Here is a 20,859-nt window from a genome sequence, read left to right as displayed (position 1 = left end):
CGTTTCCTGACGGCTTTTCAGAAGCGAGGGCTGGTTGGAATGCCTTCCAGCTAGAAGTCTTGCAGATGCTCTCCGGGCATTAACTCATTGTCGAATCTGCACCAGTATCACTAGGTTGTTGAGCGGGCGATTAGCTTTTTCACTGAGCCGCTGTACACTCGACTGCTTCAAGAAGCACTACTTACCATTTGCCTGCCGTAAGGTCTGTTCTTAGCTGGATTTTTTTGGGAGGCTACGCAGTCATGACAACTCAATCCAGCTCAATACAATACGCTTACGCGCTAGACGGCGAGGGCACCCTCACGCACATTGGCGCTGCCCTGCGCTCACATACTTACACCTGCCCAGGTTGTAAGAGCCCCCTGACCCCGGTAATGGGCGAGTTCAACGCTAAGCACTTTCGCCATTCGGAAGAATGCTGTGCCCTTGAAACCTATCTTCACAAGTGCGGCAAAGAAGCATTCTTCTATCGCTACCAACAAGCTCTCAGCCGTGAAATGCCTATTAGGGGTTCGGGGTCCAATGATGTAAAAAACCACGCTAAGGGTTTAATTCATTGTTTGTATTGAAATTTAATGGTCTTAACTCGCCATTCAGAATATCTTCTGGTAACGAAAACGTATAATGCCCCAGCATATTTATATGGCCATGTATCAGCGGCGACAATCTTGCCAGGTGCTCCTCCTCAGGAGTTTCCCCCGATTTGCGAAGATGTGACAACGCCTCCTGCATGTAAAGTGTATTCCACAGCACAACCGCATTGGTCACCAGGCCCAGAGCACCCAGTTGATCTTCCTGACCTTCACGGTAGCGTTTTCTAATCTCACCACGTTGTCCGTAGCAAATGGCTCGAGCCACTGCATGGCGTCCTTCTCCCCGGTTGAGCTGAGTGAGTATCCGACGCCGGTAATCCTCATCATCGATATAGTTGAGAAGATACAAAGTCTTGTTGACCCGGCCCACTTCCATAATCGCCTGAGCCAGACCAGATGGTCGGCTACTTCTCAACAGTGAACGAATAAGCTCTGATGCATGGATGGTCCCAAGCTTCAGTGAACCCGCCATTCGCATCATTTCATCCCATTGGGATTCTATTTTTGAAAGTTCAACACATCCCCGAGCCAGCTCATTCAGGGCACCATAATGGGCCATTTTATCTGCCCGCCAGAATATCGCCCCACCTGCATCGGCCAGACGAGGGGAAAACTGGTAGCCCAGTAGCCAGAACAGGCCAAAAATGATATCGCTGGATCCTGCCGTGTCCGTCATAATTTCTACCGGATTCAGCCCGGTCTGCTGCTCCAGAAGCCCTTCCAGTACAAAGATGGAATCACGAAGCGTACCGGGAACTACAATGCCATGGAAACCGGAGTACTGATCTGAGACGAAGTTGTACCAGGTGATACCGCGTCCTGAACCAAAGTATTTACGATTTGGTCCGGAATTAACCGTTTTAACCGGTGTGACAAAACGCATACCATCTGCGGAGGCAACCTCCCCACCTCCCCAGTACCCTGCGAGCGGCAGCGTGGACTGAAAATCAACCAGCCGTGCATTAGCGCTAACCAGCGTTTCTGCCCTGAGATAATTTTGTTTAACCCAGCTCAGACGATGACGAGTAAGCGCGGGAATAATATGCTTTATCAGAGGTTCATGCCCTATATTGCAGGCTTCCGCCAGCAATGTTGCGCAGAGACTGACTTGGAGATCCTGCGCCCGTGCACCTGATTCACTGACGTGGCTGAATTCGCGGGTAAAACCGGTTCGGGCATCTATTTCAAGCAACAGCTCAGTCAGATCAACGGGTGGGATCAGTTCTCTTACCCGACGATTCAATTGTATCAGTGCCGGTGGCTCATCCAGTTTATCCAGACTGCTGATCGTCAGTGAGGGATGCTTACCTTCATTGCTTATGCTGACCGCTGCGTTGCAGGCAAAACGTGAAGCCACTGATTTCCATGTGTCATCAAGCCGCGTAGCCAGTTGTTCTGCTGCTTTAGTTCCGTCTGATGGATGACCCAGCGCCCGACATACCGGGATCCGTTGTGCCTGCCATTCAGCTCCCTGAAGCAATTTTTGACGCGGGTCCCCCCACCGGTCACTGTTCTCCAGCCAGAGATCACGACGGCGCAAAGAATCCTGAAGGCGCTCAAGAAGGCACAACGAGTAACCCGCTCGTAGAATCCTGCCATCTCTGTCGTAGACCAGACGTTTCCAGGGGCCGGAAATGATTTGCTCTGGTGCATCGTCGAGAATTCGCTTTTTTGAGCCACTCAGTTCGGCCAGATAATGGATTGCTGACAATGTGTGCTCCCCGGCCGGGGCAGCCTGAAAGTGTAAGTCACGCAACATCGCGGAAAGAAAGCGCTTCACCCGTCCATATTGTTCCACCATTTCATCCTGAAAGTGAGTATCCTGCGGGCGTGCCAGCTCATTTACCTTACCGACGGATTCAGCCAGTTTGTCCTTTGGTATGCGGCGAAAAATAGCCTGCCGCAGAGCTGCTTCATCGGTGTTCTCATCAAGTAATAACGAGCATGCCCGTGCCAGTAATAGCGCGGCACGATCAAGATCTTTCAGGGTCCTGAGCCGCTTTTTCTGCCCAATACTTTTCGCAGAACGAGTGATATCCAGAATAAGCATATCCAGCACATCCACGGCCTCGTCAAGCGCCGAAATTTCCTGCGCTTTCACAAACGCAGTAAGCACGGCCAGTCGCCGTTCCTCAGGCATTCTTGAAATATATTTCACCGAAGCCATTCCGGCATAACGGGCCAAATTTCGCAGCTGGATGGCAGGCAGACCGGAAAAATTCAGCCGGGAAAACTCCATGCTACGCAGTCGGGTATATCGCTCCAGGGCGTCTGTAAATGACGGTCCACTGATAGTGACAGGACCTTTTCGTATCTCCTCCAGCACCGATATACGCTGCCCTTCAGGTATTTCAAGTAAACCGTCCAGTTGCGCTTTCTGCCAGCTGTCAGGCAACAAAGCCAGCCTTCGCCACAATCGTCGACTTGCCCGTTCACGTACTTCGCCAATCAACCTTGTCAGAGTCGAGGCTGCGGGTAACAGGATCTTATTTTGCAGCAACCATGCAGTAGCAAAATCAAACAGCAGACCTGGGCGCTCATTGCTGAGCCAGGCGCGAGTATAGAGCAAACGCTTCAGTCTGAATGTCCAGGGGAAATCACCAAAATCATGATAATCATAATAGAGCTTGATAAGCCCCTGATGCTCCCAGCGGGTATTTTCTCTTTCAGCATATCGGGAAAGGATCTCTGGTCGGCTGATGTTCAACTGTGCCGCAATGTAAAAACGGATGAATGAAGGAATTTGAAGGGGATCAGGAAGAAATGTTCCCAGGAAGCGCGCCGTAGTCAGTTGAAGTGCAATCCCCAGACGGTTATGTTTTCCCCGTCGCTGATTAATAAAAGCAAGGTCACGCTCATCCAGATGAAAATATCGGGCCAGTTGAACCTCATTTGGCTCTGCCACATAGCGACCGTAGTTTTCTGTCTGTTCTCTGGTCAGAAAGTCATCACTCATTGCGTATCCTTTCGTAAACTGGCGATCTGCTCTATTTTTGACAGTCTCAGATATTATAATTTGTGAGACTACTGAAAATGATATTAAACGTGAGTATCAAAAATCATGATTTATGCCTTATGATACTACTCAGTATCAATATCGATTTGTGAGACTAATATGGCATTACTGGGATATGCAAGAGTATCAACCAGCCATCAGAAGCTAACTGTGCAGATCACGGAGCTGAAATCTGTCGGTGTCAGAGATGACAGAATTTTTACTGATATAATGTCAGGAGCTACGGACGAACGTGAAGGCTTACAACGGCTGCTTGCCCGTGCGGAAAAAGACGACATCATCATTTGTACAAAGATGGACCGGCTTGGTCGCAATACCGCAGACATGATCCACATTGTGGATGCGTGTTATAAAAAGGGGATTGCCATTCGTTTTCTGGAGAATGGGCTAAGTACGGAAGGCACTATGGGAAAAATGGTGATCCAAATTTTGGCCGCTGTAGCAGAAGCGGAACGTGAACGTATTCTGGAACGTACCAACGATGGCAGAATTGCAGCTATGGCTGCGGGCGTTAAATTTGGTCGTAAACCACATAAAAAATCTGAAATTGCACGGGAATTAATCCATCAGAACCAGTCTGTAAGCTTTGTCATGGAAAGAACCGGAATTTCCCGGGCGACTTATTTTAGACTAAAAAAACACACTTGCCTTGCATAACTAATGGACATAAATCATGAAGATTGATTACCCTCATTTATATGAAATTACAAATGAGCGTTCAGTAAAAAACCAAAAATATTTCTTAAATGGCATAAGGGCAGAATATGCATTATTGATATTTATCGCTGTAAATAGCTCTCTATCTTACATGGAAAAATACAGTGTAAATTTAGTGTTATTTGTTCTGCTAATAATGTTATTACTTGTCAGGAACATTATAAACTTCGAACAAAAATGGTACAAATATAGAGCGGTTACCGAATCAATAAAGACAACAACATGGAAATTCGCAATGAAAGCGGAACCATTTAATGGCTCTGAAGAGATAAATGATGCTAAGCAATATATTGGTTACATAAGGAATATTATTAAAGATAGCAAGTATGCTATTAAGACAGAAACGCTAAAAAACCTTGAAGGGGATACGTTTAGTATTTGTTTAAAAAGTATTAGAGAAATGAATTATGAGCAAAGAAGAGATTTATATGTGGAACAACGGATTGAAGAACAACGAACATGGTATGCAAAAAAATCGGTATTCAACAAAAGATTAGGGAGAGCATGGGCTGTAGCTATACTGATTTTCTATATTCTATCTCTTACTATGACGGCACTCCTTGCCGAAGATCTGGTCCAAGCCGCATCGCTACCAACAGAACTGATTACAACCATCATTTCTGCTCTGATTGGCTGGGTGCAAATTAAGAAATACAATGAGCTTTCAGCATCATATGCCCTTACAGCACATGAAATTGGGCTGGTAAAAGAACAATCGTATTATATTTCTGGTGAAAAAGATTTTTTAGATTTCATTCGAGATGCTGAAACCGCTTTCTCACGTGAACATACACAATGGCAAGCAAGACGAGTTGCATAAATTGAATATGATAAAGGGAGCGTTAAAGCTCCCTTTAAAATTATCTAGCGTGTCGACGAATGGCATCAACAATGCTTTCTGTACTCCATCTAACCTGTTCGACAGATCTATTAGCTACAATCTGAGAAACTCTCGAAGCTCCGTGGGGAATAACGCCAATAACAGGAATTCCATTTCTAATAGCTGTGTCCATTTCCCACTCCATCCAGGTACTATGACTTGCATAGATTCCTGCAATGGCAAGTAGCACATTGCTGTTACGAATTTTTTCGCCAAGAACTCTTTTGATGTAATCAGCATTAATTGAATTAATTGGGACATCTTTGCTAACTTCTGAAAACTCGGCCCTAAAATAGGGTCTTGAATTTAGTAGGTTACGCAATCTTAGTAATTCGTCGTGACTCCCCCACGAATGACTAATAAAAATATTTAGGTCTCTTGCCATAAATCCCCACAAATTAGTTATTTATTCGACCATGATAGTGGGGGCAATCCTTTGGTTTTCAAGGGTAAAAGTTAAAGAAAACAATAACAACAAAAAGGTTTCTCTACTTAATGCTGTAAAAACAATAAGTTATCTTATTGTCGTATTTTTTTCATCATTGGACCTCAAACCTCGGAAAGAAGAGGCGAGTTGGTAGCTTGGAAGAAGATAAACCATGGGAAATTATAAATATAAGCAGAAGTAAAGCAAGAGGTATAAGCCCTTGCCTTATGTTAATTAGCAGTCTTTGATGGCTGATATAATTGATGGTGTATACCATCCAACAATAATTTTCGCATTGTCTGTGACAACTTGAGGCGTTCGTTGTGAACCATGCGGTTTAATCCCAATAACTGGTATGTTATTAGCAACTGCTGTTTCAATTTCCCATTTCATCCAATCACTATGTGCTGTGTACATTCCTGCTACAACAATAAACACATCTGATGCGGATATTCTCGCCTTCAGTACTCGCTTGATGTATTTTTCATCTTCTGAGTTTATAGGCGCATCTACAGTTACTTCTTCATAAGATGCCACAAGCCCATCTTCCTTGTTTAATAAATTCTTTAGATTTATCAACGAATCATTGTAATCCCAACAATGGCTAATAAAAATGCTGTATGTTTTACTCACTTCATCAATCCTTCTTTATTTTGTTTTCTTCAAATGTATTAAAATCCCATGAGTTGTCGCAGAGTGATTTAAACTTACTACTGTATAAATCCTCTTTTTCTTTTAACTCTAGATATGATGCTGACTTTGCTGCTGTTGCGTAAACCCATTTTACATCACTTCGTTCATTGAAGTTAGTTGACTCTATGATCCCCTCAGTGATTTCAAGTACGGACTTGAACGTTTTTTCTGCAAGAATCTCATTAAATACGATGTCTTTATCATTTGCAGTTTCTGTATTCTTTAGCTGTTTAGACTTCTCAAAGTAGCAAAGCGCTAAATTTTCACCGTTATAGTAATCTTTTTTTATTGTATATCCACGGTTATAGAATGAAATTGCTTTGTTTAGGAACGTGATATCTTTAGTGTCCATCCATATGTATTTATTTATGGCACCCGCCATTCCTGTTGTTTCTGGGTCGTTACTGGTTTCAGGAGATAAGTCTGATAAAATAACCATTGCATCCATACAACTCATCACTCTGCTTTTTGATTCTATTTTTTCCTTGTATGTACAGAGTGTTAGTCTTTGAATTAAGTATTCATCTCTAGGTCTTATTTCTAGCGCTTTTTGATAGAGTTCCTTTGCATTTGAAAAATCCCCAAACTTCAACTTTTCTTCTGCGCTATTAAAAATATATCCCCATTCCTTTTCTGCTTCATCTGAATCCTTTACGATTTCTTTTATTTCTTGTGCCGTTAGTGTCGGAGTGTTTAAATCTGGCAGGTAAGTATAGACTGGGCTATCTATACGTGTTTCATTTAATGCCGACTCCATTAATGATTTCAGCTGCCCTTTTATTCTTCTCGCTTCGGAACAACCGATATCATCACCAAGATGTTCATACTGTAAGGTTGCAATGTGATTTAAGTCGAAGTGTAGCACTGCCGACTTTTCAGACATTATGATGGTCGTTCCTTTTTTTAGTGCGTGCCTTACGCCTAGTTCATATATAGCATTTGCGTTACTTGTTGATATATCTGCAACAACAATATCAGCAGAAAGTAGCAATTTATACATTTCCACATCAATAATCCCAGACTGCATTATTTCGTCAGCCCTGACACACTTGATGCCTAGTTCTTCTGCCGCTGGTTTTATTATCTCATTGTACGTGGCATCTAGGTTTAAGAGCTTACCTGACCGGAAATCAGTTTTTTTCCCGAAACCCATAACCACAAAGCACAACAAACTTAATTTTTTTTTACTCAATCACATCACCCTTTTATTTTTTCCATAGTGGTTTGAAGGCCAACGGTATGAAAACGTTCGGTTTCTTACGCAAAAACGGCGTAGCAGGGTTAATTCAGGTAGTTACTGACACCTTTCTGCTAAAAAAGCCTTGGCGTAGGATCTTTTCCCTTTTCCAAGCGGCCTCCTAAATCCGCACAAATTAGTTATTTATTCGACCATGATAGTGGGGCAATCCTTTATTTTTCAAGGGGAAAAATTAAAAAACATTAACAACAGAAAGGTTTCTGCTTTTTTTAAATAAAAACAGCAGGTTATCTTCTTATCGTGGTTTTTTACATCATTGGACCTCAAACCCCTAAATCAAATGATGAGTATGTGCAGGGATTAATCGACGAGCTGGACAGGAACGGGATTTCTATTTCTTCAAATGCTACTCCATGCCCGGTCTGTAACAACGGTTTCCTGCGTAAGCGCAAGGGGCAAAATGGCTTCTTCTGGGGCTGTTCTTCCTATCCTGTATGTAAAACATCATTTCCTGATAGCGATGGGAAACCAGCGACTGAGAAGAAAACAACTGAAGGCGCGATTGACCGTCTGAATGTACCCTGCCCTTCCTGCAATAAAGAAATACTTGTACGCCCTAAAGGATTCTTCTGTACTGGGTGTGGTTTCAAGCTTTGGTCGGAAATTGCTGGTAAAAAAATAACCAACGCTCAGGCAGAAACGTTGATCAAAAAGGGTAAAACAGGTTCGCTCAAAGGGTTTACTAGCACTAAAACCGGAAAAAAATTTGACGCTACCTTAGTTTTACAGGATAAAAACACTGGAAAAATTGGTTTCGAGTTTGCTAAAAAGTAAGGGTATTAACTATGAGTGACAATGATAACTTTGAATTAGTGCGAAAACTGCTTTTGAATATCCGATCGGTACGTGTTTTTGCGCGTGATACTCACTTTGAACAACTTCTTGAAATGCAGGAAAAGCTTAATGCGGTTATTGAAGAGCGCCGTGAAGAAGCTGAGCAGGAAGCCAAAGAGCGAGAAGAACGTGAAAGAAAGCGTCTAGAATTGCTTCAGTTGATCGCAGGTGAAGGTTTCTCCGCTGAAGAACTGCTAGGATTAAGCGAAGGGGCACCGAAAAAACAAAAAAACAAACTTCCGAAAGCACCGCCAAAATATCAGTTTGAAGAAAATGGCGTAGTGAAATATTGGTCTGGTCGCGGTCGTGCGCCTAAACCAATTGATGCAGCCCTTAAAGCTGGTCAGAAGCTTGAGGATTTTCTCATCGAGAAAGACCAATCCGGCACAGAACAAGCATAATAATCTTTTAAAGCCCCACGCTTAAGCTTGGGGCTTTTTGATTTATGATACAGGAGGAGTTATGAGCCTTACCTTGCCACTTATGTACTTTAAAACAGGAAGCGATCTTAGCCAGATAACGCATTATGAAGTGAACTACCCGGATGATTTTGTAAAACAAGCATGGGAACAGCCAGAAATAAACCTCTTTATTGTTTGTGTAGCAACAAAGAAAGGCGCGGTTCGGGAGATCAAGGGAGGCATGGCCGTATTTACTAGCATACCTGCCAGTAATGGGCTTGAGCTATCCAGGGCTCTTGATGACGTTCTTAGAAAATCTAATGAACTCCGCTCGCTCGCAGGTCAGAAAAATAACGCCTTTCTTCCGGCAAAAGTTGGTCTTGCTGGCGACCCCCCTACAGAACAAGAGTTGCTTAGTCTTTTTTATCAGCAGTGCCTGAAGCATGGATCATGGGGTAGTGCCTGATAAACAGGTAACGCTACGTGAAATCTGAGGCGCTCACGGGCACTGTTGCAAATAGTCGGTGGTGATAAACTTATCATCCCCTTTTGCTGATGGAGCTGCACATGAACCCATTCAAAGGCCGGCATTTTCAGCGTGACATCATTCTGTGGGCCGTACGCTGGTACTGCAAATAGGGGTCAGTTTGGATATAGAGAATTATTGTACGGTAAGCCTGTTTTTTGAACAGGCTTACCTGTAGCAATAGGGTGTACTCCCGCGCTATACAGCGTTTTCAGGGGATTTTGTCTTAATCGGATAACCTAAATGCGATACAGCAAGAGCGACAACCTAAAAGCGATAGCCACTGACGATAAATCAATCACTTACGTATCCTAATTGGTTAAATAATGTGCTTAACGTACAAAAATTTCCGATCTCCAAACTGACCCCTTATTTGTCTCCTGCAACACCACGGGGTTGCTATAACCAGCGACGAACCCGTTGGGTATAGCGTTCCCATTCCAACCCGAAACGTTTTCGAAGCTGTACCTCTTCAACATGGATATGTAATCTGGCTACTACAAACATAAACAACGGTACAGCAAGTATCCCCACCAGGCTGCCAAAGCAGAGAGCAACGGATAACTGGAGCCCGCTCATTCCAAGGTAAATAGGGTTTCGACTCCATGCGTAACAACCGACAGTTACCAGCTTGGTGGTTCTATCCGGATGAAGCGGATTAAGCGTCGTGCCGTTCGTGCTCATCTGCCAAGCGGTGTGCAGTATCATGGTAATACAAACACCGGTCAGCAACACGCTTAGCACTATATTCACGATGTCGAAGGTAAAACGCGGGATTGCAGTCAACACATCAGTGACGAAAAACAGCAATAAGATGAGTGGGGGCGGAAACCATACTCTCAATCGAGTCACGAAGTTACGCATTACACAGACCTATCTCTGAACTAAGCAGCCTGATGGCTGCAAAATGAAAATCCAGTCCTTGCCATTCCTATAGTGACCATGAATCTGACATTATATGCCTGATCTGAAAAGTTATTTTTTTCATAACTGTCCTTATAACGGTGCGGGGTCAGTCCACACCTCTGTTCAGGTGAACAAATTCAGCAGACCACTTCACTGTTAAACCTGTGGCGATTCAGGGTGCCATGTGTATGGCACCTCATCTCTTATTTACTTATTGACTCCGTTACCGCCTGCCAGGTTATAAAGCCACCACTCAGATTATATGTCCTGAAGCCGTGGGCCTGAAGAATACGGTATGCCACATGCCCGCGCAGGCCACTCTGGCACCCTATAAAAATCTCTTTATCTTTAGGCACTTTTTCAAGATTCTCCCGCAGGGAATCCAGTGGAATGGATAGCGCGTCAGGATATTCGCCAAATTGTTTCAGTTCTGCAGGAGAGCGAATATCAAGTAAACAATAACTGCCCGGTACCCGTTGTAACACATCGCGGACATGACAGATGACCGTATCTCCCTTGATGACATTTGCCGCCACCATTCCAGCCTGGTTAACAACGTCCCTTGCACTGTTAAAAGGAGGAGCATAAGTCAGCTCCAGATGCTCAAGATCGTTGACGGTAAGTCCCGCACGCTGTGCGACAGCCAGGACATCGATGCGTTTATCAACCCCTTTTTTCCCTGACGCCTGGGCCCCGAGAATTTTGCCAGTATCGGGGCTGAACAGCAGTTTAAGACTGATCATCGTTGCCCCCGGGTAGTAACCGGCATGATCAGCAGCATGGACGTAAACCTTCTCGTATCGGGTGCCGTGGGCTTTCAGTTGCTTTTCATTCGCACCGACGCTGCCAATACTCAGCGAAAATACCTTACAAATGGATGTCCCCTGACTGCCATGGTAAAGGCTGTGGTGATCAAGCATGTTATCAGCAGCAATGCGTCCCTGGCGGTTGGCGGGCCCAGCCAGAGGAATATTAGCGGGTTCCTGAAAAACAAGGTCAGGTGTTTCAACTGCATCCCCCACGGCGTAGATGTCAGGGATACTGGTCTGCATACAAGCATTGACACATATGCCTCCACGTTTACCCACTTCGAGCCCGGCTAATGTGGCAAGGCTGTTCTCAGGTTTTACCCCGATGGCGAGAATAACCATGTCGGTCTGCACAAAGCCACCGTCAGACAGTGCAACGCGGAATCCCGTTTCTGTCCGCAGTACCTCGGTGAGTGCCGTTCTGAGACGCAGATCCACGCCATGATTCCGGATTTCCTGATGCAGGACTGATGCCATTTCAGGATCAACCGGAGCCATAACCTGTTCCCCCATCTCCAGCAGAGTGACACGGATCCCCCGTTCGCTCAGAGCCTCCATCACTTCAAGTCCGATGAACCCCCCCCCGACAAGCGTGGTGTGAGCGACGTTATGCTGCTCAATCCACGCCAGGATAGCATCCATGTCAGTAAGATTTCGGAGCGTAAAGACTCCCTCTTGCTGTAGCCCGGGCAAAGGAGGGACAACCGGCGCGGCTCCGGTACTGAGGAGCAGACGATCCCATACTTCGGTATGGATCTCGCCTGAGATCAAATTATTAACTGTTACAGTTTTATTAACCGGATCCACTGACGTCACTTCATGGCAGGTACGGACGTCTATGTTAAAGCGGGATTTAAAATCCTCCGGAGTCTTAAGAATAAGTGACTGCCGTAAGGGAATATTTCCGCCTATATGATAAGGCAATCCACAGTTGGCGAAAGAGACATCGCTTCCCCGTTCAAACACAACAATACTGACATCCTCTGACAACCGGCGAGCCCTGGCTGCAGCGGATGCGCCACCGGCAACACCACCAACTATCACTATTTTCATTACATCCTCTCTGTTCACTCGGGGCAAAATGCCTGCCAGATATAATTAGTTACCCGGGTCAGCTGGACGCTGCAGACCTGGCGAACACGGTGGCAAAATTATGCCACTATCATTATACTAAAATATATTATATAAAAACACATAATATGAGAAATCATCAATGCAAATGAATGAAGACACAAAACGTCAGACTGATATGAAAAATGCGGCCCTGAGGGCAGCGGATGTTTTACGGGGACTAGCCAACAGCGACCGGTTGCTGTTGATGTGCCAGTTAAGCCAGGGAGAAGCGAATGTGTCCGAACTCGAAGCGGCGGTCGGGATTACTCAGCCGACGTTGTCTCAGCAGCTTGGCGTCATGCGCCGCCTGAAGCTGGTTGAGACCCGACGGGCTGGTAAAATGGTATATTACCGTATCGGGGATAACCGGATCATGACGTTGTTAAATACCTTATATACTCTTTACTGTCCGCAGGCCGGGACAGGTAAAGGAAACCATAACAACGAATAATATGATTCTGCTTTCTCTGCAAACCGTTTTATCAGTGGATCATAAACTTGTTGAGGCTATGAAGTGCCTGGACGAAACTGTAACGGGAAAACGACAGTGATTCGGATATACCCGCCGGCAATCCCTTTCCGGACTGTTTAATCACTTGCCCGCTCACAGGTTTACTGGTTGATTTATCGGTTTTTATACTATTCCGGTCAGATAAAAGAGCCACAGGCACGCAGTGATACTGCTGCGTCAGAAATGGCCTGTGGCTGACAAACTGTTTATCTCTGCTGCTACCGGGTGACATCATTCAAGCAGGCTACGCAACATCCAGGCGGTTTTCTCATGCAACTGGATACGTTGTGTAAGCAGATCCGCAGTGGCTTCATCATTCCCACTATTAACGATCGGGAATAAAGAGCGTGCGGTTTTAACCACGGTCTCCTGGCCCTGGACAAGATTTTCAATCATGTTTTTTGCTGCCGGAATATCCTTGTCTTCATTAACCGCAGTTAAACGTGAAAATTCATGATATGTGCCGGGCGCGAAACATCCGAGCGAGCGTATACGTTCAGCAATATCATCAACGGCGGTGGCCAACTCATTGTATTGATTTTCAAACATTAAATGTAAGCTATTAAACATGGGGCCAGTTACATTCCAGTGATAGTAATGTGTTTTTATATACAGGGTATAGGTGTCAGCAAGAAGCCGGGACAGACCGTCTGCAATCTCCACCCGGGATGATTCAGCAATACCAATATCAATGATTTGTTTACTCATAACTACCTCTTACACGGTTTCAGTGGAATATACGATATGCGATTATTCTTTCCGGTCTGAGCAAAACACGCCTCAAATTTTTATAATAACCAGGTACACCTGTCGTCTGTCACACTAGCGATGCGCCAGAGCAATATCCTGCGACGGAACAATGAATTTCGCCGTGGCACGTGCCACTGTCTGCTGTCCTTTTGTCAGCCATGCTTCAAGCAGGTAAATCCCCCTGCGTTGCCCAAGCAGTCTGGCACATACCATCAGTTTGTCTCCGGTACAAACGGGTGAAATGAATCTTACCGTCAGTTCAGCCGTCAGGGCTTGCACACCCTGCATGAACAAACAATGAGTCATTGCTGCATCCAGCAGGGTACTCGTCATTCCGCCATGTAAAAGACCCGTATACCCCTGATGCCTGTGATTGGCCGTGTAGTCCGCACATACAGAGCCATCCGGGTGCTCTGAAAACATTAAGTTCACCGTATCAGGGTTGTTGTCGCGGGAACTACAGACCATACAACAGGTATGGGCCTTTCTGGCATCAAGATAACAATTCATCTGTTTCTGCTCAGCGTCCGGTTGTACTGACGGGAGGCATCCGGAATTCAGTCAGCTGAGGGGCTCCCCCGGCATCATTACTGCCTCCTCCACACATTCCGGCTCCTGGTTTATACACAATACGGGTCTGATAAAAATCACCGCCCGTGATGAAATAAACTCATGAATGGCAACAGCGCCCGTTTCCGTGATGATGCTGACGCCCACCCTGGCACGCATTTTCTGCTGTGTTCCCGTCAGAGTGACAGCATTTTTTCCCTTTCGCCTCATGATGAAAGGACTGGCGTCCCTGCTCCGGCTTATTCAGTTCAGTCAGAACACGGGTATCCGGATCACACAGTTCAGTGAACAAACGACGACCACAGTCAGTCTGGTACACCGCGATCTGATGCCCCAGTAATTTACCCAGCATCCGTTCCCCGATGTTACGGACCACAACGCGGCTGACTTGCTGTTGAACCAGCAGGTCAACCAGCTTCCGTTTACCTGAACAATCTGCGCCCAGCGCGGGATTTTCTGTCCGGCTGAGCTCCACACCGCGCTCATCCACCAGGACAAGGTGACTCGCTTTGGTAAAATGATTTGCTACCCGGTCGTCATTCACTGGAATGGCTGTGATCATCTTGTGTAACTCCTTCCCTTTCAGAGTGCATTATTAAGGCCTTGCCCTGAGTGAGACAGTCCACAACCTTAAAACGGGCTGCTTTCAGGACATTGGCCAGTGTCTGCCTTGAAACCCCCATTGCAACAGCCGCTTCCTGCTGTTGCATGCCCAGTAAATCGACCAGCCGTAACGCTTCAAACTCATCTTCTTTTAAATGAACATGTTCAAGCTGGCTCATCGGTCGCGCATTGGGCTTAAAACAGGTATCCGCAGGGCGGCCACAGATGTTACGGGGAATTCTGGGTCTTGGCATGAAGGCTCCTTATTGGCATATGCTATATATACACTCATAAACTGGCATATGCAATATACTCTGCTCACCGGTGGAGAATTTTTTGCTTTACCCTGGAGTCTGTAAGTGGGCAGCAGGTCATGAGAGATGAAGAGAAAGAAAACAGATACTGTATGAGACTCAATTTAAAGTGCTGCCATAAGGGGGTCGTCTCAGAAAACGGAATCTATGGTCACTCCCGTTTTTGCAACACCGATTTTGACGACAAGTTGGCTTGCTTGAATCTATCCGGCGTCTGAATGGGATTTTATTCCCGCGCCTCGATGAGTTCCGCGCCTGATGAACCTCCAGAAAATATACGGCTTCAATGAGCCTTTCCGTTTTACAGGTTCCTCAACAGGCCGGTGGGCCGTTAGTATCATCAATATCAGTATTCGCAAAACCAGATGAATGATTGTTTAAACTGGTGTATTTCTGCCTTTATGCTTCGTAAGTTTGCTGTCGCGCCGTCAGTGCCCAGGCTATTCTGGCCAGCTTGTTTGCCAGAGCACAGGTGACGACAAAGTTGCTTTTCCGACACAACAACTCCCTGACCCAGTCGGCCAACTTGCCAGACTGGTGTTCCAGTTTTTGTATGAATACCCTGGCACACTGAACCAACAAAGTTCGGATCTTTTTGTTGCCCCGCTTGCTAATCCCTAACAATGTCGTCCGACCTCCCGTGCTGTACTGTCGGGGTACCAGCCCTGTTGCCGCCGCAAAGTCACGGCTGCTGGCGTACTGCTTCCCGTCGCCAATCTCAGTTGAAATAGTACTGGCAGTCAGCGTTCCAACGCAGGGAATACTCAGCAAGCGCTGTCCAACCTCATCTTCGTCCAACTTTCGTTTCAACTGAGATTCCAGATCTTTAATCTGCTCAACAAGATAGTGATAATGCTGTTGTAATTTCAGCAGTAACTGGCTGAGATAAAGAGGCAAACTACTGTCCTCAAGAAGGGTACTCAGTCGACTAATAACGGCAGCACCTCGCGGAACGCTGATACCAAATTCCAGCAGAAAAGCATGCATCTGATTAGTTGTTTTCACCTTATCCTGAACCAGGGATTCACGGACACGATGCAGAGCTCGCATTGCCTGCTGAGATTCGGTTCTGGGCTGCACGAAACGCATAGATGGACGTGATGCTGCTTCACAGATAGCTTCAGCATCAACGAAGTCATTTTTGTTGCTTTTAACGAATGGGCGGACAAATTGCGGTGATATCAGCTTTGGAAAATGCCCTAACTCTGCCAGCTTGCGTGCCATAAAGTGAGAACCGCCACAGGCTTCCATCGCGATGGTTGTTGCCGGGCATGTCGCCAGAAATTCGATTAGCTTTGGTCGGGTGAATTTTTTACGGTAAACGGCCTTCCCACGATGATCCTGACAATGAATATGGAAAGAGTTCTTACCCAGATCGATACCAATAAGCGCAATGTTTTCCATGATGGTTCTCCGAATGAAAGCCTGTCCTCAGCATAGTACTGGGAAGGAGGGAGTGACCATCTCATTAAATAAAGCACGCTAAGCCGGTGGCAGCGGTCGCAATGGCCTGAACTTCCCCGCACCGACCTTGGCACTGCTGCGCCATAGGTAATCGCCGGTCAGGTTGATATGCTCCCACCCCAGCGGGGACAGATAGGGCGAATGATTGGATCACCGCCTTGCCGTCGCTGCTCGCAGCAGCCAGCTTCATGGCCAGCGCCGCCTCGTGAGTCTGCGCGTCAAAGTTTCTGAACTTGGTCGCATCAGCGCCGAGGTAAGCAAGGATGCGCATTTTTTCAGTAAGCGGTGGCTCGGGGTGTGCAGCAACTTTTGGGGCGAGCTGAACGACCTGAACCCATTCCTCCTGCGAAATCGCACCGGTAATAGCCTGCATGTTGCGCCCGAGTTCCTGCATGATCTTGCGTAGCGCCAGTGGCTCAACCTGGGTAGCGTCACCAGCCCAAGCTGGCAACTGAAAACCCCATAAAAGCAGGCAGGCCGTAACGGTCAGGGTGATAGTTCCAAATGCGTGGCTGTGTTTGCGGTGGGTCATGAAATTCTCCTGTAATTCAATCGTTCTCTCATTCGAACTCCCGCCCTTCGCCAGCTTCCTCATGGGTCACGCCGTCGCGGATGTGGTAGATGCGCTTGAATGTGGGGATGATCTTTTCGTCATGGGTGACGACGATGATGGCGGTCTCGAACTTCCGGGCCATGTCGTTGAGGATGCGGATTACAGCCATGGCGCGCTCGGAATCCAGCGGCGCAGTGGGTTCATCAGCCAGGATCACCGGCGGACGATTGACCAGTCCGCGCGCGATGGCGACCCGTTGCTGCTCGCCACCGGAGAGTTGCGAGGGCATTGCGCGAGCTCGGTGTTGCACATCAAGCGCTGTGAGCAATTCCAGTGCCTTCGCGCGCGACTCTCCATTCGCGACGCCTGCAAGCATCGGCAGCAGCGCCACGTTGTCGGTGACATCGAGAAACGGAATCAGGTACGGCGCCTGGAAAACGAAACCGATCTTGTCACGCCGTAAGGCGCGCAGGTCGCGGACTTTCCAGCCATCGGCGTAGATCACTTCATCGCCCAGCGTCATGCGACCGGCGGTCGGTTCGATCACCGCACCCAGACACTTGAGCAGCGTGCTCTTGCCGGACCCGGAAGGGCCGATCAGTCCCACCACTTCACCAGGCGCAACATGCATATTCACGTCTCTCAAGGCAAAGACAGCGGTGTCACCATCGCCATACCGCTTGCTTAAACTTTCGATGTGTATCCCTTTGCCACTCATCTCAACCTCCAATGGCTTCGGCCGGATCGACCTTGAGTGCTATGCGAATGGCGACGAGGCTAGCTAGAACGCAGATCACGAGCGCGGCAAAAAAACCGGCGACAGAATCCATTGGCGTGAGCAGGACATATTTTGGAAAAGCCGGTGCTGAAAAGGTGGCTGTGATCTTGCCGACCACGAAGCCAATCACGCCCAGGGCGAGCGCCTGCTGCATGATCATCGCGGCGATGGTTCGGTTGCGTGTGCCGATGAGCTTCAACACCGCGATCTCACGGATTTTGTCCATCGTCAGCGAATAGATGATGAAGGCAACGATGGCCGCGCTAACGATGGCCAGAATCACAAGGAACATGCCGATCTGCTTGGCCGAGGTGGCGATCAGCTTGCCGACGAGGATGTCTTCCATCTGTGCCCGGGTGTAGACCGTCAAACGCTTCCAGCGCTGGATGGATTCGGCAACCTCGTCCGGCGCATGACCAGGTTTCAGAGTGACCAGCACGGCATTGACGAACGCGTTGCTGCTCTGTGAAGCAATCACGGCATCCAGCAAACCTGGATCACCGGGTCGATTGAAGACCGGGTTGGCTTCGGTGCGACGCCGGCTTTGCCAGATGGCATCGTTGTCCTTGAGGAACTGGGCCTCCTGGGCATCTTTGAGCGGAATGAATACCATCGGGTCGCCGCTGGACGACACCATGCGCCGTGTCAGCCCCACGACGGTGTAATGATTGCGGCGAATGGCAAGACGATCTCCCAGTTTGAAGCCGGTGGCGATGTCGGCCACAGCCTCGTAGTGACCGCGCGTGATCTGGCGTCCAGCGACGAGATAAGGAGGCCATCCGGGTGTAGCCCCCAACGCACCGGGCGCGATGCCGACCACCATGGTGCGTACATCACTCTCGCCCTTGCGTACCTGCATGGTCAGGTAGGTCGCGTTCGCTGCCTGTGAGACTCCCGGCATGGCGAGAATGGCGCGATACACGTCATCGTTGAGGCTGGACGACTCCGCATAAGGACCCAGAGTATCCTTTTGCACCACCCAAAGGTCAGCGCCACTGTTGTCGAGCAACGCCTTGCCGTCGTCCACCATGCCTCGGTACACCCCAGCCATGACTAGGGTGACGCCGATCAGCAGACCCAGACCGATGCCGGTGAAGACGAATTTCCCCCAGGCATGGAGAATGTCGCGGCCGGCCAGGCTGATCATCGTGAAACTCCCGGGATATGCTCGACCACATGGATGCGGCTGCGCGCCGTCAGTGCCTTTTCGCTATAGGTCACAACCTGGTCCCCATTCTTGAGCCCTTCGCGCACCTGCACGTAACCATTGAGGTCGGAAGTGCCGAGCTTGACCGGGGAGAAATGCAGATCACCATCCACGATTTGCCAGACACCAACTTTATCGCCTTCACGCTGGACGGCAGCGTTGGGGATCAGTGGAGCGGCCGGGAGCGCCGGCAAGTCAACCGTGACTTCGGCCAGTTCACCCACTGGTGGCAAAGGTTCTGGTTTGTTATCGAATGTCACCTTGGCAAGCGTTTCCTCGGTTACCGCGTCGGCCTTGGGTTCCACCCGCAGCACGCGACCTTTCAAGGTCTGGCCACCACGCGAACGCAGGACGATATGAGCCGGCAGCCCCCCAGCCAGCCCCGATGCGCTGATCTGGTCGAAGCGCACATTGATCCACAAACTCTTGGGGTCGATCACTTCCACCACGGCCTGGCCCGCGACGATGGTCGTGCCGGGATCGGCATCGCGCACGGCGACTACACCGTCGACCGGCGCGATCAGGCGCAGATTGCTCCGCTGCGCGACGAGTGCTTCGCGGTCGGAGCGTGCCCGGGCAATATCTTCCCGAGCGGCGGATAGGGCGGCATCGGCGATCTGCAGTTCCTGCCGCTTGGTGGTGACGATTTCCTCGCTGGTCGAGCGCACCGCAAACAATTGCTCATAGCGGCGCGCCTGGGTTTGCGCGTAGGCTTGCCGGGCTTCTGCCTCGCGCAAAGCCGCTTCCGCCCGCTTGAATACAGACTCCTGTGAGCGCACCCGATCATCAAGGTCGACCGGCTCCATCTCGCCGAGCACCTGTCCGGCCTTGACCTGGCCGCCTACATGCACCTCCAGGCGTTTGACGCGCCCGGCAAACGTCGGCCCGATCTTGTAGGTGTAGCGCGCCTCCACCGTGCCGATGCCGAACAGCGCCGGTGTGATAGCCCGTGATTCCACGCTTGCCACCGTCACAGCGACCGGGGCGAGCGGCCCTGATCGCAGACCGACATAAATAAAAAGCACCAGCAAAGGAATGATGACGGCAAGCAGTGCCAGGGTGCGGCCTTGCAAGGGTAACTTTTTCATTGCGCACTCCTTATGCCACGCCGATAAATTGCAAAGACGCGCGGCGCATCGCGGTGCATACGTCCCACATCACCCGCTAACAGCGATTGCATGACCAAGCCCTGGATCGTGCCAATGAACAGCGTTGCCGCCGCCTCGTTGTCAAGCGAGGGAGACAACTCGCCGCTGGCCTTGCCTTTCTCGATGAGACGATGCAAACGTTCGCCGTAGCGCTGAATCAAGGTTTGCACCATGCGCTTGGCCGGTGTCGATTCGGCACGCTGAAGCTCACCAAACATCATTCTTGGCACGCCTGGGTGCTCAGCTACGAATTCGATATGACTCATGAACATCGCCTCCATGGCTGCCAAGGGCGACTCGATTCCTTGTGCGGATCGATCGATTCTGGCTAATAGGCGCTCTGCTACCCACTCCATGACCGCCTGCCAAATGGCTTCCTTGTTCGGGAAGTGCCGAAACAGCGCACCCTGGGTCAAGTTCATGTGTTTAGCGATAGCCGCAGTGGTTATCTCGCTTGGGTTTTGCGAACCGGCAAGCGCCACGACGGACTCGACAGTTACGGCACGACGTTCATCGGCCGGCAGATGCTTTGGATGGGTGTCCACGAGCACTCCTGGTAAGATAGTAATTGATTACTATCTTACCACAAGAGGCAACTCAAACAAGAGAAAACCCGACGTACTCGTCAATATCTAGAGTCTGCAATGGGCTTAACGTGCTTTATTTAATGAGATGGTCACTCCCTCCTTCCCGGTACTATGCTGAGGACAGGCTTTCATTCGGAGAACTATCATGGAAAACATTGCGCTCATTGGTATCGATCTGGGTAAAAACTCTTTCCATATTCA

At 48.5% G+C, this 20,859-nt stretch carries 22 protein-coding genes and 1 pseudogene; 7 read left to right on the top strand and 16 right to left on the bottom strand.

The genetic code is table 11. The features are described from left to right. Nucleotides 1-540 precede the first annotated feature (540 nt). The gene (locus OH663_RS24160) at nt 541-3,549 is read right to left on the bottom strand and encodes a Tn3 family transposase (protein ID WP_040115239.1); all 3,009 of its coding nucleotides are present in this window, start codon (nt 3,547-3,549) and stop codon (nt 541-543) included. 159 nt (nt 3,550-3,708) lie between these two features. On the opposite strand from OH663_RS24160, the gene OH663_RS24155 reads away from it, so the two are divergent. After that, on the top strand, nt 3,709-4,266 hold the full coding sequence (locus tag OH663_RS24155) for a recombinase family protein (protein ID WP_040115241.1): 558 nt from the start codon (nt 3,709-3,711) through the stop codon (nt 4,264-4,266). 16 nt (nt 4,267-4,282) lie between these two features. Beyond that, complete coding sequence (locus tag OH663_RS24150) at nt 4,283-5,146, top strand: DUF4231 domain-containing protein (RefSeq protein WP_040115243.1); 864 nt, start codon at nt 4,283-4,285, stop codon at nt 5,144-5,146. 40 nt (nt 5,147-5,186) lie between these two features. Here the strand turns inward: OH663_RS24150 and OH663_RS24145 are convergent, their stop codons facing one another. The 3 genes from OH663_RS24145 to OH663_RS24135 form a co-directional block, all read right to left on the bottom strand. Beyond that, nucleotides 5,187-5,591 (bottom strand): TIR domain-containing protein, encoded by a 405-nt coding sequence (locus OH663_RS24145; RefSeq protein WP_043495618.1) that lies wholly within the window; start codon nt 5,589-5,591, stop codon nt 5,187-5,189. 276 nt (nt 5,592-5,867) lie between these two features. Continuing rightward, on the bottom strand, nt 5,868-6,266 hold the full coding sequence (locus OH663_RS24140; RefSeq protein WP_043495620.1) for a TIR domain-containing protein: 399 nt from the start codon (nt 6,264-6,266) through the stop codon (nt 5,868-5,870). 4 nt (nt 6,267-6,270) lie between these two features. After that, nucleotides 6,271-7,479, bottom strand: a complete 1,209-nt coding sequence (locus tag OH663_RS24135) for a TRAFs-binding domain-containing protein (RefSeq protein ID WP_045284274.1) — start codon at nt 7,477-7,479, stop codon at nt 6,271-6,273. 345 nt (nt 7,480-7,824) lie between these two features. Here OH663_RS24135 and OH663_RS24130 point away from each other — a divergent pair, with 345 nt between their 5' ends. The 4 genes and pseudogenes from OH663_RS24130 to OH663_RS24115 form a co-directional block, all read left to right on the top strand. After that, complete coding sequence (locus tag OH663_RS24130) at nt 7,825-8,358, top strand: topoisomerase C-terminal repeat-containing protein (RefSeq protein ID WP_247831445.1); 534 nt, start codon at nt 7,825-7,827, stop codon at nt 8,356-8,358. Between the two features lie 11 nt (nt 8,359-8,369). Next, on the top strand, nt 8,370-8,819 hold the full coding sequence (locus OH663_RS24125; RefSeq protein ID WP_040115250.1) for an H-NS family histone-like protein: 450 nt from the start codon (nt 8,370-8,372) through the stop codon (nt 8,817-8,819). A gap of 61 nt (nt 8,820-8,880) precedes the next feature. Beyond that, nucleotides 8,881-9,285: a hypothetical protein gene (locus OH663_RS24120; protein WP_040115252.1), complete on the top strand. Its 405-nt coding sequence runs from the start codon at nt 8,881-8,883 to the stop codon at nt 9,283-9,285. Nucleotides 9,286-9,386: 101 nt separating this feature from the next. After that, a pseudogene (locus tag OH663_RS24115) lies at nt 9,387-9,455 on the top strand (IS6 family transposase); the annotation flags it as partial. Between the two features lie 289 nt (nt 9,456-9,744). On the opposite strand, the gene OH663_RS24110 reads toward OH663_RS24115, so the two are convergent. Then, a complete protein-coding gene (locus OH663_RS24110) occupies nt 9,745-10,209 on the bottom strand; it encodes a methyltransferase family protein (RefSeq protein ID WP_001243598.1) in 465 nt (154 codons plus the stop codon). A 245-nt stretch (nt 10,210-10,454) separates the two neighbouring features. Further along, on the bottom strand, nt 10,455-12,113 hold the full coding sequence (locus tag OH663_RS24105; protein ID WP_040115255.1) for an FAD-dependent oxidoreductase: 1,659 nt from the start codon (nt 12,111-12,113) through the stop codon (nt 10,455-10,457). Nucleotides 12,114-12,273: 160 nt separating this feature from the next. Here OH663_RS24105 and OH663_RS24100 point away from each other — a divergent pair, with 160 nt between their 5' ends. Beyond that, a complete protein-coding gene (locus OH663_RS24100) occupies nt 12,274-12,624 on the top strand; it encodes an ArsR/SmtB family transcription factor (RefSeq protein WP_040115257.1) in 351 nt (116 codons plus the stop codon). A gap of 291 nt (nt 12,625-12,915) precedes the next feature. Here the strand turns inward: OH663_RS24100 and OH663_RS24095 are convergent, their stop codons facing one another. The 10 genes from OH663_RS24095 to OH663_RS24050 form a co-directional block, all read right to left on the bottom strand. Continuing rightward, nucleotides 12,916-13,392, bottom strand: a complete 477-nt coding sequence (locus tag OH663_RS24095; protein WP_072259269.1) for a Dps family protein — start codon at nt 13,390-13,392, stop codon at nt 12,916-12,918. A gap of 114 nt (nt 13,393-13,506) precedes the next feature. After that, a complete protein-coding gene (locus tag OH663_RS24090; protein ID WP_023135766.1) occupies nt 13,507-13,857 on the bottom strand; it encodes a PaaI family thioesterase in 351 nt (116 codons plus the stop codon). A gap of 247 nt (nt 13,858-14,104) precedes the next feature. After that, a complete protein-coding gene (locus OH663_RS24085; protein ID WP_000626969.1) occupies nt 14,105-14,566 on the bottom strand; it encodes a NifB/NifX family molybdenum-iron cluster-binding protein in 462 nt (153 codons plus the stop codon). Continuing rightward, entirely contained in the window at nt 14,541-14,861 is a 321-nt protein-coding gene (locus OH663_RS24080) for a DUF134 domain-containing protein (RefSeq protein ID WP_001137910.1), read from the bottom strand. Before OH663_RS24080 ends, OH663_RS24085 begins: the two co-directional genes overlap by 26 nt. 459 nt (nt 14,862-15,320) lie before the next feature. Further along, the gene (locus OH663_RS24075) at nt 15,321-16,325 is read right to left on the bottom strand and encodes an IS110-like element IS5075 family transposase (RefSeq protein WP_000427614.1); all 1,005 of its coding nucleotides are present in this window, start codon (nt 16,323-16,325) and stop codon (nt 15,321-15,323) included. A 64-nt stretch (nt 16,326-16,389) separates the two neighbouring features. Next, nucleotides 16,390-16,917 carry a hypothetical protein gene (locus tag OH663_RS24070; RefSeq protein ID WP_044258217.1) on the bottom strand — a complete coding sequence of 176 codons (528 nt, stop codon included), beginning with the start codon at nt 16,915-16,917 and terminating at the stop codon, nt 16,390-16,392. A gap of 28 nt (nt 16,918-16,945) precedes the next feature. Beyond that, the gene (locus tag OH663_RS24065; RefSeq protein WP_004393997.1) at nt 16,946-17,656 is read right to left on the bottom strand and encodes an ABC transporter ATP-binding protein; all 711 of its coding nucleotides are present in this window, start codon (nt 17,654-17,656) and stop codon (nt 16,946-16,948) included. Nucleotide 17,657: 1 nt separating this feature from the next. Then, nucleotides 17,658-18,863 (bottom strand): ABC transporter permease, encoded by a 1,206-nt coding sequence (locus tag OH663_RS24060; RefSeq protein ID WP_040115262.1) that lies wholly within the window; start codon nt 18,861-18,863, stop codon nt 17,658-17,660. After that, nucleotides 18,860-20,011, bottom strand: a complete 1,152-nt coding sequence (locus tag OH663_RS24055) for an efflux RND transporter periplasmic adaptor subunit (RefSeq protein ID WP_032430843.1) — start codon at nt 20,009-20,011, stop codon at nt 18,860-18,862. Before OH663_RS24055 ends, OH663_RS24060 begins: the two co-directional genes overlap by 4 nt. Then, nucleotides 20,008-20,616: a TetR/AcrR family transcriptional regulator gene (locus OH663_RS24050; RefSeq protein WP_004393990.1), complete on the bottom strand. Its 609-nt coding sequence runs from the start codon at nt 20,614-20,616 to the stop codon at nt 20,008-20,010. The genes OH663_RS24055 and OH663_RS24050 overlap by 4 nt, the downstream gene beginning before the upstream one ends. Nucleotides 20,617-20,859: the final 243 nt, after the last annotated feature.

Source organism: Citrobacter sp. Marseille-Q5395 (assembly GCF_947057495.1).
Classification (GTDB): Bacteria; Pseudomonadota; Gammaproteobacteria; order Enterobacterales; family Enterobacteriaceae; genus Citrobacter; species Citrobacter murliniae.
This window is presented reverse-complemented; position numbering and strand designations above follow the sequence as displayed.

What these genes read in the sequence shown, in the direction of transcription:
- OH663_RS24075 (WP_000427614.1), bottom strand. Translation starts at nt 16,325, where the DNA reads ATGGAAAACATTGCGCTTATTGGTATCGATCTGGGTAAGAACTCTTTC.
- OH663_RS24135 (WP_045284274.1), bottom strand. Translation starts at nt 7,479, where the DNA reads ATGGGTTTCGGGAAAAAAACTGATTTCCGGTCAGGTAAGCTCTTAAAC.
- OH663_RS24065 (WP_004393997.1), bottom strand. Translation starts at nt 17,656, where the DNA reads ATGAGTGGCAAAGGGATACACATCGAAAGTTTAAGCAAGCGGTATGGC.
- OH663_RS24070 (WP_044258217.1), bottom strand. Translation starts at nt 16,917, where the DNA reads ATGACCCACCGCAAACACAGCCACGCATTTGGAACTATCACCCTGACC.
- OH663_RS24110 (WP_001243598.1), bottom strand. Translation starts at nt 10,209, where the DNA reads ATGCGTAACTTCGTGACTCGATTGAGAGTATGGTTTCCGCCCCCACTC.
- OH663_RS24085 (WP_000626969.1), bottom strand. Translation starts at nt 14,566, where the DNA reads ATGATCACAGCCATTCCAGTGAATGACGACCGGGTAGCAAATCATTTT.
- OH663_RS24080 (WP_001137910.1), bottom strand. Translation starts at nt 14,861, where the DNA reads ATGCCAAGACCCAGAATTCCCCGTAACATCTGTGGCCGCCCTGCGGAT.
- OH663_RS24160 (WP_040115239.1), bottom strand. Translation starts at nt 3,549, where the DNA reads ATGAGTGATGACTTTCTGACCAGAGAACAGACAGAAAACTACGGTCGC.
- OH663_RS24055 (WP_032430843.1), bottom strand. Translation starts at nt 20,011, where the DNA reads ATGAAAAAGTTACCCTTGCAAGGCCGCACCCTGGCACTGCTTGCCGTC.
- OH663_RS24150 (WP_040115243.1), top strand. Translation starts at nt 4,283, where the DNA reads ATGAAGATTGATTACCCTCATTTATATGAAATTACAAATGAGCGTTCA.
- OH663_RS24100 (WP_040115257.1), top strand. Translation starts at nt 12,274, where the DNA reads ATGCAAATGAATGAAGACACAAAACGTCAGACTGATATGAAAAATGCG.
- OH663_RS24155 (WP_040115241.1), top strand. Translation starts at nt 3,709, where the DNA reads ATGGCATTACTGGGATATGCAAGAGTATCAACCAGCCATCAGAAGCTA.
- OH663_RS24120 (WP_040115252.1), top strand. Translation starts at nt 8,881, where the DNA reads ATGAGCCTTACCTTGCCACTTATGTACTTTAAAACAGGAAGCGATCTT.
- OH663_RS24060 (WP_040115262.1), bottom strand. Translation starts at nt 18,863, where the DNA reads ATGATCAGCCTGGCCGGCCGCGACATTCTCCATGCCTGGGGGAAATTC.
- OH663_RS24105 (WP_040115255.1), bottom strand. Translation starts at nt 12,113, where the DNA reads ATGAAAATAGTGATAGTTGGTGGTGTTGCCGGTGGCGCATCCGCTGCA.
- OH663_RS24125 (WP_040115250.1), top strand. Translation starts at nt 8,370, where the DNA reads ATGAGTGACAATGATAACTTTGAATTAGTGCGAAAACTGCTTTTGAAT.
- OH663_RS24095 (WP_072259269.1), bottom strand. Translation starts at nt 13,392, where the DNA reads ATGAGTAAACAAATCATTGATATTGGTATTGCTGAATCATCCCGGGTG.
- OH663_RS24090 (WP_023135766.1), bottom strand. Translation starts at nt 13,857, where the DNA reads ATGTTTTCAGAGCACCCGGATGGCTCTGTATGTGCGGACTACACGGCC.
- OH663_RS24145 (WP_043495618.1), bottom strand. Translation starts at nt 5,591, where the DNA reads ATGGCAAGAGACCTAAATATTTTTATTAGTCATTCGTGGGGGAGTCAC.